We start from the raw sequence: 10,794 nt of genomic DNA, 5'->3' as shown, positions 1-10,794 counted from the left end.
CCGCCGGCCTCCCGGGACCGCCGGGCGCCGGCACGGCCCGCCGCCCCCGCCCGCGGGGTGCGCGGCTCCCTGGGGGTGCTGGGCGTCTTCCTGCTCACCGTCCTCGGCGCCGCCGCCGACTCGTTCTTCGGCGTCGGGCTCGGGACGCTCACCCTGATCACGCTCATCGCCGGCTCCGTGGTGGCCGCCCTGCTGGTCCGCCGCCGGGACCTCGGCACGATCGTGGTCGCACCGCCGCTGGTCTTCGTCGGCGTGGCGCTGGTCAACATCATGCTGGCGCCGTCGGCGACGTTGAGCCTGCCGACCCTGGCCACCCTGCTGATCCGCGGCTTCCCGGCGATGGCCATCGCCGTCGCCGCAGCGCTCGTGGTCACCGTCGTGCGGCTCATCGCCCGCCGCTGACCCACCCGGCTCGCAGACGCCAGCGGCCCGCCCCCTGCCGGGGACGGGCCGCTGGCGCGTCCGGGGACTACTCGGCGGCGGAGGTGTCCACGGCCAGGGTCTGCCGGCGCTGCTTGAGCTCGTGGGGCAGCGCGAAGACCAGACGCTCCTCGGCGGCCTTCACCGTCTCCACGTCGGGGTAGCCGCGCTCGCTGAGCCAGTCCAGCAGCTCGCTCACCAGGATCTCGGGCACCGAGGCCCCGCTGGTCACACCCACGGTGGACACCCCGTCCAACCAGGCCTCGTCGACCTCGGAGGCGTAGTCGACCAGGTAGGAGGCCCGGGCGCCGGCCTCCAGGGCGACCTCCACCAGCCGGACGGAGTTCGAGGAGTTCGTGCTGCCCACGACCAGCACCAGGTCGCACTGGCCGGCCATCTGCTTCACGGCCTGCTGGCGGTTCTGGGTGGCGTAGCAGATGTCGTCGCTGGGCGGGGCCTGCAGGCCGGGGAACCGACCCTTGAGCGCCTCCACCGTCTCCAGCGTCTCGTCGACCGAGAGCGTGGTCTGGGACAGCCAGACCACCTTCTCGGGGTCACGGACCTGGACGTTGGCGATGTCGTCGGCGCCGTCGACGAGCTGGGTGCGCTCGGGCGCCTCCCCCATCGTGCCCTCGACCTCCTCGTGCCCACGGTGGCCGATCAACAGGATGTCGAAGTCGTCCTTGGCGAACCGCTGGGCCTCCTTGTGCACCTTGGTGACCAGCGGGCAGGTCGCGTCGATGGTGCGCAGCGAGCGAGCGGCCGCCTGCTCGTGCACCGCCGGGGACACCCCGTGGGCGCTGAAGACGACGACGGCACCCTCGGGCACCTCGTCGGTCTCCTCCACGAAGACCGCCCCGCGACGCTCCAGGGTGGCCACGACGTGCTTGTTGTGGACGATCTGCTTGCGCACGTAGACCGGTGCGCCGTGGATCTCGAGGGCCTTCTCCACCGCGATCACCGCCCGGTCCACCCCGGCGCAGTAGCCCCGGGGGTCGGCGAGGAGCACGCGTCCGCGGTCGGCAACCATGCCCCCACTGTAGGTCGGCCCCGCCACCTGCACCGGGCGCCGAGACCGGTCCCACACTTCCCGGGGAGCGTGCCCCCTGCCGTTGGGGCAGGCTGGAGGCATGGCCCGTGAGATCCCCGAACCCGTCCGCGCCGCCGCCGGACTGGCCGCGACCCTGCTGGACGAGGCGCGCAAGCTCCCCCGCACCCTCCCGGCGCTGCCCGTGCGCGCGCTGGGACTGGCCATGCAGACCTCGCTGAAGCTCCAGCAGGAGTACTCCGGGCTGGTCGCCCGCGGCGACGAGGTGCTCACCGGTCTCCGCGGGGACGGCGAGCCCGGCCTGGCCACCTTCGACGAGGACCTCCCCGCTGAGCCGGCCACCCCGCGGGCCACCCCCACCGTGGGCGGCCTGGGCTCCCGCGAGTCGGCCTTCGACCGCGTCGTCGACGCCCCCGACGGCTACGACGACGAGCCCGAGGACGAGCCGGAGCCCCAGACCCCGCTGCAGGTCGTCGACGCGGCGGCCGCCGTCGGGGACGACGACCTGACCGAGGAGACCCTCGCCGAGGAGGAGCTGCTGGCCGAGGGCCTGTCCGCCGACCTGGGCGACGCCGACCTCACCGACGACGAGGTCGCCAGCCTCCCCGACGACCCGGAGGCCGACGAGGTCACCGCCACCGTCGACGAGCTCGCGGTCAACATGAGCGACGACGCCGCCGAGGACGACGCGGTCATCGCCGCCTCCGAGATGGCGATCAACGCCGGCCACGCAGCCGACGACGACCAGCCCACCGAGCCGATCGAGGGCTACGACGGGTTCACGATCGCTCAGCTGCGCGGCCGGCTCCGCGGCTACCAGCCGGTGACGGTCGAGGAGCTGCTGGCCTACGAGCAGGCCACCCGCTACCGGGCGCCGTTCGTCACCCTGCTGCGCAACCGCAAGGAGAAGCTGGACCGCGAGCGCGGCTGACCCGGTACAGGAGCACCCGTGACCGCCCCGTCGTCGCCGGACCAGCCGTGGCCGGTGCGCACCGTGGCCCGCAAGGTCGCCGACTGGATCGGCCGGCTCGGCGAGGTGTGGGTCGAGGGCCAGGTCGCCCAGCTGTCCCGGCGGGGCGGTGCGACGGTCTTCCTGACCCTGCGCGACACCGCTGCCGACCTGTCGGTGCCCGTCACCTGCCACCGGGACGTCGCCGACCGGCCGGGCCTGGCCCTGACCGAGGGCGCGCGGGTGCTCGTGCGGGCCCGGCCGGACTACTACGTCGCCCGTGGCTCCTTCTCCCTGCGGGCCACCGAGATCCGCGCGGTCGGGCTGGGTGAGCTGCTGGCCCGGATCGAACGCATCCGTGCCCTGCTCGCCGCGGAGGGCCTCTTCGCGTCCCACCGCAAGCGGCCACTGCCCTTCGCCCCCGCCGTCGTCGGGCTGGTGACCGGCCGGGACAGCGCCGCCGAGCGTGACGTGCTGGTCACCGCCGCCCGGCGGTGGCCCGCCGTGCGGTTCGCCGTCGAGCACTGCGTCGTCCAGGGACCCTCCGCCGCGGCCGGCGTCATCGAGGGACTGCAGCGGCTGGACCGGGACCCCGCCGTCGAGGTCATCGTCATCGCCCGGGGCGGCGGCTCGGTGGAGGACCTGCTGCCCTTCTCCGACGAGGGCCTGGTCCGGGCCATCGCCGCCTGCCGCACCCCGGTCGTGACCGCCGTCGGCCACGAGACCGACACGACGCTGGTCGACCACGTGGCCGACGTGCGGGCCGCCACCCCGACCGACGCCGCGCACCGGGTGGTGCCCGAGATCGGGGAGCAGCGCCGGCTGGTCGACGGGCTGCGGGCCCGCGCCCGGTCCCTGGTCACCGGCCGGCTGGAGCAGCAGGAGCGCTGGCTGGAGTCGATCCGCAGCCGCCCCGTCCTCGCCGACCCGCAACGCCTGCTGGCCGGTCGCGCCGAGGACGTCGCCGCCCTGCGGCAGCGGGCCACCCGCACCGTCACCCACCGGGTCGACGTCGCCGGCCGGGACCTGGAGCACGCCCGCGCCCGAGTGGCCGCCCTCTCCCCCGCGGCCACCCTGGACCGCGGCTACGCGCTGGTCCAGCGGGCCGACGGCGCCCTGGTCCGGGACCCCGCCGAGGTCGCCGACGGCGAGGCGCTGGTGGTCCGGGTGGCCGGTGGGCGCCTGCCGGTGCGCGTGGACCGGCAGGATGGGACCCCGTGAGCACCCCCGACGGAGCACCCACGGCAGCCACCGCTCCCACCCAGGGCTACGAGCAGGCCCGCGAGGAGCTGGCCGACGTCGTCCGCCGGCTCGAGGGCGGCGGGCTCACCCTGGAGGAGTCGCTCGCGCTGTGGGAGCGCGGGGAGGAGCTCGCCGGGGTGTGCCAGCACTGGCTGGACGAGGCCCGCGAACGGCTGGCCGCCGCCGCCCCCGACCCGTCGGCGCCCTGAGTCAGTCCGCCTCGTAGACCGACACGGCGGCGGCCAGGGTCTCCAGCTCCCCGTCGTCGGCCGACCCGGTCACCACGGCCGTGACGCCGTCCCCCGCGTCGAGCCGGTAGGCCGTCTCCTCGCGAGTCGTGGTCAGCCGCTCCCAGGTGCGACCGTCGATGTCGACCGCGTCCTGCTCCGTGGCCCCGGCCAGCACGTCGGTCAGCGCGTCGGAGCCCTCGTCGTCGCTGACCACGTAGCCGGCGTACTCCTCGCCCGGGGTGAACCAGCCGATCTGCAGGGTGACCGGGTCGCCCTCGTCGACGGCGTCCCCCGCGTCGGTCTCGATGCTGGTCGCGCGCCAGTCCTCGGGCAGGCCCTGGGGCACCAGCAGCGGGTAGGACGCCCGGGCCGCCGCGAGCTGGGTGGAGGACGTGGTCTCCACCGTGCGGATCGGGTCCTCGGGGTTCTGCCGCAGGCTCGTCAGCCCGACCACCAGCAGGACCAGCACCGTCAGCGGCAGCAGCGAGCGGACCATGTTGGCCGCGTTGAACTTCGCCGCGCGGACCTCCGCGGAGGACACGGCGGGCGCGGCCGGGGCCGGGTCGGGGGTCTGCTGACCCTGGGGTGCGGTGTCGGCCATGGCCCTAGGATCGCAGCACAGCTCCAACAGTCCCGCCGTCCCGCGTCCGGAGCGCTCCCGCGCCGGTCCACCGGTCCGGCGCACCGCCGTCCCGGCGGTCGTCCGAGGAGGTCTCGTTGTCCCTGCCCGTCCCCGACGGTCCGCCCCCCGCCCACCCCTCGGCCTACGGCAGCCAGCCCCCGTCCAACGGGCGGCCCCGGCCGGACCGGAACCTGGCGATGGAGCTGGTCCGGGTCACCGAGGCCGGCGCCATGGCCGCCGGTCGCTGGGTCGGCCGCGGTGACAAGAACGGTGGTGACGGCGCCGCGGTCGACGCCATGCGGGCCCTGATCCAGACGGTGAGCATGCGCGGGACCGTGGTGATCGGCGAGGGCGAGAAGGACGAGGCGCCCATGCTGTTCAACGGCGAGGAGGTCGGCGACGGCACGGGGGCCGAGTGCGACGTCGCCGTCGACCCCGTGGACGGCACCACGCTGATGGCCAAGGGCATGCCCAACGCCGTCTCGGTGCTGGCCGTGGCCGACCGGGGGGCGATGTACGACCCGTCCGCGGTGTTCTACATGGACAAGATCGCGACCGGGCCGATCGCGGCCGACGTGGTCGACATCCGGCTGCCGGTGAAGGAGAACATCCGCCGGGTCGCCAAGGCGAAGAAGGCCTGGCCGGCCGACGTCACCGTCGTGATCCTGGACCGACCCCGCCACGAGAAGCTCGCCCAGGAGGTCCGAGACGCCGGCGCCCGGATCAAGTTCATCACCGACGGCGACGTCGCCGGCGCCATCGCCGCGGCCCGCGAGGGAACCGGGGTCGACCTGCTGCTGGGCATCGGCGGCACCCCCGAGGGGATCATCACCGCCTGCGCCCTCAAGTGCATGGGCGGGGCGCTGCAGGGCCGCCTCATGCCCAAGGACGACGACGAGAAGCAGAAGGCCATCGACGCCGGACACGACCTGGACCGGGTCCTGGACATCGACGACCTGGTCCGCGGGGACGTGTTCTTCGTGGCCACCGGCATCACCGACGGCGAGCTGCTGCGCGGCGTGCAGTACCGCTCCGGGGGCTGCACGACGCAGTCGCTGGTCATGCGCTCCCGCTCGGGCACCATCCGCTCCATCGAGAGCCTGCACTCCCTGGAGAAGCTCAACCAGTACTCCGCGGTGCCCTTCGGCGACTGACCGACCGCACGACGACGGCCCGGCCCCCCTCGTGGGGTCCGGGCCGTCGTCGTACCGCGGGAAGGTGGGTCAGCCCACCCGGGAGGTCACTCGCCGAGGCTGCTGCACAGCAGGGCCGAGCCCTCGTCGGCGGGCACCCGGCCCGCGCACGTGTTGGCGTAGTCCTCGTAGGGCGAGTCGATCTCGGAGTAGATGTAGAGGTCGGTGCACCCGTCCCAGTCACCGTCGAAGCAGGCCTGCGCGTAGCTGTCGAGCTCCGGGTCCTCGCCGAGGCCCTCGGGGGACGTCGGCTCGCCGACGCTGCTGAAGAAGGGGCTGTCCCCGCTGGTCCCGGACCCGCCGTCAGAGCTCGACGACGACGACGAGGACGAGGACGACGAGCTGGAGGACGGGCCGGCCGAGGTGGTCGGCGCCGAGGACGTCGTCGGGTCCGCCGTCGTCGTGGACTCGTCCTCACCACCCAGCAGCACCACCAACGCCGTCACCACCGCAGCGACCACCACCACACCGGCGATCGACAACGCGATCACCGTGTTCCTGTTGCCCTTGGGCGGCTGCTGCCCGAACTGCTGGCCGTACTGGTCCTGGCCGTACTGCGGCTGCCCGTAGGGCGGCTGCTGGCCGTACTGGGGCTGGCCGTACTGGGGTTGCCCGTAGGGCGGCTGCTGGCCGTACTGGGGCTGGCCGTACTGGGGTTGCCCGTACTGGGGCTGCTGGCCGTACTGGGGCTGCTGGCCGTACTGACCGGGCTGCCCGTAGGAGTCCCCCTGTCCGGACGATCCCCACGGCTGCTGACCGTCGGAGGGCGGGTGGGGGGGCTGGGACATGGGTACTCCTCGGTTCCGGACGGGCCCACGCATGCTAGAGACACAGCCGACGCCCAGCGACGTACGGCGACCGACCGTGACCGATCAGTGACCTGCGGACCTCAGCTCGGGAACGCGTCCGTGCACAGCAGCCCGGTGCCGACCTCCTGGCGTCCCGCGCAGGAGTCGCCGTAGTCGTTGTAGGCCTGCAGGGAGTCCTCGAAGACCGACTCGCCGAAGAGCTCGTCGCAGTCGTCCATGCTGCCGTCGAAGCAGGACTGGGCCAGCGCGTCCAGGTCCGGGTCCGTGCCCAGGCCGGTCGGCGGGATCGTCGGCGCGGGCAGTCCGCCGGGCGGCGGGGCCTCCGACGTGCCCGCCGAGCTGCTCGAGGACGACGAGCTGGAGCTCGACGACGACGAGGAGCTGGAGCTGGAGCTGGAGCTGGAGCTCGACGTGCCCGCGGACGTGGTCGACGCCGAGGACGTCGTCGGGTCCGCCGTCGTCGTGGACTCGTCCTCACCACCCAGCAGCACCACCAACGCCGTCACCACCGCAGCGACCACCACCACACCGGCGATCGACAACGCGATCACCATGTTCTTGTTGCCCTTCGGCGGCTGCTGCCCGAACTGCTGGCCGTACTGGTCCTGCCCGTACCCCGGCTGCCCGTACCCCGGCTGGCCGTACTGCGGCTGCTGCTGGCCGAACTGGTCCTGGCCGTACTGCGGCTGCCCGTAGGGCGGCTGCTGGCCGTACTGGGGCTGGCCGTACGAGGGCTGACCGTAGGGAGGCTGCTGTCCGTACCGGGGCTGCTGACCCCACGGCTGCTGACCGTCGGACGGGGGCTGGGGCGGCTGCGTCATCGGACGGGACTCCTCGATCCGGCACGTGGTCGTCCGCAGCGTAGGGACCACCGGGCCGGTCCACCAGACCGGGCGGTCCGCGGCCGCGGGGCAGGTGCCCGCGGCGGTCTCCCGGCGGCGCGTCCGACCCGGTGTCTAGGGTCTCGGGAGACACCTCCCGACCGCGGGGACGACGCCCGGGCGGGATCCAGCCAGACACACCGGGAGCGCAGCGTGGCCACCGAGCAGGACTTCCGCATCGAGCACGACTCCATGGGCGAGGTCCGCGTGCCGGCACACGCCAAGTGGCGCGCCCAGACCCAGCGGGCGGTGGAGAACTTCCCGATCAGCGGCACCCCGATCGAGCGCGAGCTCATCGGTGCCCTCGCCGCGATCAAGGGCGCGGCCGCCCGGGTCAACGCCTCCCTGGGGGTCCTGCCCGAGGACGTGGCCGGCGCGATCCACGACGCCGCCCAGCAGGTCGCCCGCGGCGACTGGGACGAGCACTTCCCGATCGACGTGTTCCAGACCGGCTCGGGGACCTCGAGCAACATGAACACCAACGAGGTCATCGCGACGCTGGCCGGCGAGGCCTCCGGGCTGTCGGTCCACCCCAACGACCACGTGAACGCCTCGCAGTCCTCCAACGACGTGTTCCCCTCCGCGATCCACATCGCCACGACGCGGGCCGTCGTCGTCGTCCTGGTGCCCGCACTGGAGCACCTGGCCGCCTCGCTGGAGCGCAAGGCCACCGAGTTCGCCGACGTCGTCAAGAGCGGCCGCACGCACCTGATGGACGCCACCCCGGTGACCCTGGGGCAGGAGTTCGGCGGGTACGCCGCCGCCATCCGCTACGGCGTCGAGCGCCTGCAGGCCTCGCTCCCCCGCATCGGTGAGCTCCCGCTGGGTGGCACCGCCGTCGGCACCGGCATCAACACCCCGCCCGGGTTCGCAGAGCAGATCATCTCCACGCTGGCCACCGAGATGGACCTGCCGCTCACCGAGGCCCGTGACCACTTCGAGGCGCAGAGCTCCCGCGACGGGCTGGTCGAGGCCTCCGGGCAGCTCAAGACGATCGCCGTCGGCCTGGTCAAGATCTGCAACGACCTGCGCTGGATGGGCTCGGGCCCGCGCACCGGCCTGGGCGAGATCGCCCTGCCCGACCTGCAGCCGGGTTCCTCGATCATGCCGGGCAAGGTGAACCCGGTGCTGCCCGAGGCGGCCATCCAGGTCGCCGCCCAGGTCATCGGCAACGACGCGGCCGTCACCTTCGGCGGGAGCACCGGCTCCTTCGAGCTCAACGTGACGCTGCCGATGATGGCCCGCAACGTGCTGGAGTCCATCCGGCTGCTGGCCAACGTCTCGCACCTGCTGGCCGACCGCTGCATCGACGGCATCACCGCCAACGTCGAGCGCTGCCGGGAGCTCGCCGAGTCCAGCCCCTCCATCGTCACGCCGCTGAACAAGTACATCGGCTACGAGGAGGCCGCCATCGTGGCCAAGACCTCCCTCAAGGAGCAGAAGACGATCCGCCAGGTCGTGGTCGAGCGCGGCTACGTCGAGGCCGGGAAGCTCACCGAGGCCCAGCTCGACGCGGCACTGGACGTGCTGTCGATGACGCACCCCTGACCCACCGCACCCGACGGCCAGCTGTGCCGGACCGGAACCGACTCGGTAGCGTCCACCCCGATGAGCGCGACAGCAGACACCGAGGTATCCGGTCCGGCCACGCTGCACCACGCGGGGGGTGAACTCGAACTCCCGGTGCGACAGGCCACCGAGGGCGCCGACGGCATCGACACCAGCAAGCTGCTGGCCGCGACCGGCAAGGTCGCCCTGGACATCGGCTTCGTCAACACCGCCGCCTGCAGCTCGGCGATCACCTACATCGACGGTGACGCCGGCATCCTGCGGTACCGCGGCTACCCGATCGACCAGCTGGCCGGCAAGGCCAGCTTCATCGAGGTCTCCTACCTGCTGATCCACGGCGAGCTGCCCACCCCGTCGCAGCTGGAGGACTTCGACCAGAAGATCCGCCGGCACACCCTGCTGCACGAGGACCTGAAGTCCTTCTTCCGCGGCTTCCCCCGGGACGCGCACCCCATGCCGGTGCTGTCCTCGGCGGTCAGCGCGCTGTCGACCTTCTACCAGGACTCGCTGGACCCCTTCGACCACGCCCAGGTCGAGATGAGCACGTACCGGCTGCTGGCCAAGCTGCCGACCATCGCGGCCTACGCCTACAAGAAGTCGGTCGGGCAGCCCTTCCTGTACCCGGACAACTCCAAGGGCCTGGTGGAGAACTTCCTCCGGATGACGTTCGGCTTCCCCGCCGAGCCGTACGAGGCCGACCCCGAGCTGGTCAAGGCCCTGGACATGCTCTTCGTGCTGCACGCCGACCACGAGCAGAACTGCTCCACCTCGACGGTGCGCCTGGTCGGCTCCTCGCACGCGAACCTCTTCGCCTCGGTGTCCGCGGGCATCAACGCGCTCTTCGGCCCGCTGCACGGCGGGGCCAACCAGTCGGTGCTGGAGATGCTCGAGGGCATCAAGGCCGACGGCGGCGACATCGGCAAGTTCGTCAGCCGGGTCAAGGACAAGGAGCCCGGCGTCAAGCTGATGGGCTTCGGGCACCGGGTCTACAAGAACTACGACCCCCGCGCGGCGATCGTGAAGGCGACCGCGGACAACGTGCTGGACAAGCTCGGCGGCAACAGCGAGCTGCTGGACCTGGCCCGCCAGCTCGAGGAGGTCGCCCTCACCGACGACTACTTCGTCCAGCGCAAGCTCTACCCGAACGTCGACTTCTACACCGGCCTGATCTACCGCGCGATGGGCTTCCCGACCCGGATGTTCACCGTGCTCTTCGCGCTGGGGCGCCTGCCCGGCTGGATCGCCCAGTGGCGCGAGATGATCGAGGACCCGGCCACCAAGATCGGCCGTCCCCGCCAGCTCTACACCGGGCCCACCGAGCGCGCGTTCGTGCCGCTCGACCAGCGCTGACGGCTCGCCGACACCGCACTCCCGAGGCCCCGTCGTCCCCACCGGGACGGCGGGGCCTCGTCGTGCGCCCGCGCACGGCGCCACTGCACGACACGACACGACACGCCGTACCGTGCCGCACGGGGGACGAGGCCGAGGAGGACCCGATGCCCGACCGCGACGGCGAGGTCGACGCCTTCGTCGTACCTCCTCTGCCGCTGGCATCCGGGTCGCGGCTGCCCGACCCCGACGGACGCCGGGTGGCCGGCGTCGCCCTGGTCGTCACCACCGAGGACGGCGGCCGGCGGGAGATCCGGCTGCGCCAGGAGCACGGCGCCTGGTGGGCTCCCCCGGAGGGGTGACGCGCACCGCCTGATCGGGGCCCGGCCTCAACCGGCGCCCCGGCGCTCCCGATGACCCTCGTGCGGACCGTCCGACCCCGCCCACCCCCGGCGTGGGCACGGCACGGTCTGCGAGGGGAGCGCCGTGCCACCGCCACGCG

At 73.0% G+C, this 10,794-nt stretch carries 12 protein-coding genes; 8 read left to right on the top strand and 4 right to left on the bottom strand.

Features of this window, described 5'->3' with window-relative positions; genetic code table 11:
• Positions 1–402, top strand: a 402-nt coding sequence (locus tag AC0IVP_RS21425; RefSeq protein WP_471759215.1) for a DUF6542 domain-containing protein, incomplete at its 5' end; no start/stop codon positions are given.
• A 67-nt stretch (positions 403–469) separates the two neighbouring features.
• Here the strand turns inward: AC0IVP_RS21425 and AC0IVP_RS21420 are convergent.
• Positions 470–1,450 (bottom strand): 4-hydroxy-3-methylbut-2-enyl diphosphate reductase, encoded by a 981-nt coding sequence (locus tag AC0IVP_RS21420; RefSeq protein WP_056292796.1) that lies wholly within the window; start codon positions 1,448–1,450, stop codon positions 470–472.
• Between the two features lie 100 nt (positions 1,451–1,550).
• Between AC0IVP_RS21420 and AC0IVP_RS21415 the strand changes: the two genes are divergently transcribed.
• From AC0IVP_RS21415 to AC0IVP_RS21405, 3 genes are read left to right on the top strand one after another with little or no spacing between them, the layout of a single operon-like run.
• On the top strand, positions 1,551–2,399 hold the full coding sequence (locus AC0IVP_RS21415; protein WP_471759214.1) for a lipid droplet-associated protein: 849 nt from the start codon (positions 1,551–1,553) through the stop codon (positions 2,397–2,399).
• Between the two features lie 18 nt (positions 2,400–2,417).
• Positions 2,418–3,638 carry an exodeoxyribonuclease VII large subunit gene (xseA, locus tag AC0IVP_RS21410; protein WP_056292799.1) on the top strand — a complete coding sequence of 407 codons (1,221 nt, stop codon included), beginning with the start codon at positions 2,418–2,420 and terminating at the stop codon, positions 3,636–3,638.
• Positions 3,635–3,868, top strand: coding sequence for an exodeoxyribonuclease VII small subunit (locus AC0IVP_RS21405; RefSeq protein ID WP_056292801.1), 234 nt, complete (start codon positions 3,635–3,637; stop codon positions 3,866–3,868). Before xseA ends, AC0IVP_RS21405 begins: the two co-directional genes overlap by 4 nt.
• Before the next feature lies 1 nt (position 3,869).
• Here the strand turns inward: AC0IVP_RS21405 and AC0IVP_RS21400 are convergent, their stop codons facing one another.
• Positions 3,870–4,490 (bottom strand): DUF4245 domain-containing protein, encoded by a 621-nt coding sequence (locus tag AC0IVP_RS21400; protein WP_471759213.1) that lies wholly within the window; start codon positions 4,488–4,490, stop codon positions 3,870–3,872.
• 116 nt (positions 4,491–4,606) lie between these two features.
• On the opposite strand from AC0IVP_RS21400, the gene glpX reads away from it, so the two are divergent.
• The gene (gene glpX / locus AC0IVP_RS21395; RefSeq protein ID WP_471759212.1) at positions 4,607–5,665 is read left to right on the top strand and encodes a class II fructose-bisphosphatase; all 1,059 of its coding nucleotides are present in this window, start codon (positions 4,607–4,609) and stop codon (positions 5,663–5,665) included.
• A gap of 86 nt (positions 5,666–5,751) precedes the next feature.
• Here the strand turns inward: glpX and AC0IVP_RS21390 are convergent, their stop codons facing one another.
• The gene (locus AC0IVP_RS21390) at positions 5,752–6,492 is read right to left on the bottom strand and encodes a hypothetical protein (protein ID WP_471759211.1); all 741 of its coding nucleotides are present in this window, start codon (positions 6,490–6,492) and stop codon (positions 5,752–5,754) included.
• A gap of 101 nt (positions 6,493–6,593) precedes the next feature.
• Entirely contained in the window at positions 6,594–7,334 is a 741-nt protein-coding gene (locus AC0IVP_RS21385) for a hypothetical protein (RefSeq protein ID WP_471759210.1), read from the bottom strand.
• Positions 7,335–7,547: 213 nt separating this feature from the next.
• On the opposite strand from AC0IVP_RS21385, the gene AC0IVP_RS21380 reads away from it, so the two are divergent.
• The 3 genes from AC0IVP_RS21380 (at position 7,548) to AC0IVP_RS21370 (ending at position 10,654) form a co-directional block, all read left to right on the top strand.
• Positions 7,548–8,942, top strand: a complete 1,395-nt coding sequence (locus AC0IVP_RS21380; protein ID WP_471759209.1) for a class II fumarate hydratase — start codon at positions 7,548–7,550, stop codon at positions 8,940–8,942.
• A 60-nt stretch (positions 8,943–9,002) separates the two neighbouring features.
• Positions 9,003–10,313 carry a citrate synthase gene (locus AC0IVP_RS21375; protein WP_471759208.1) on the top strand — a complete coding sequence of 437 codons (1,311 nt, stop codon included), beginning with the start codon at positions 9,003–9,005 and terminating at the stop codon, positions 10,311–10,313.
• Between the two features lie 146 nt (positions 10,314–10,459).
• Positions 10,460–10,654, top strand: a complete 195-nt coding sequence (locus AC0IVP_RS21370; protein WP_471759207.1) for a hypothetical protein — start codon at positions 10,460–10,462, stop codon at positions 10,652–10,654.
• Positions 10,655–10,794 lie beyond the last annotated feature (140 nt).

This window comes from Klenkia sp. AC732, assembly GCF_979256525.1.
This window is presented reverse-complemented; position numbering and strand designations above follow the sequence as displayed.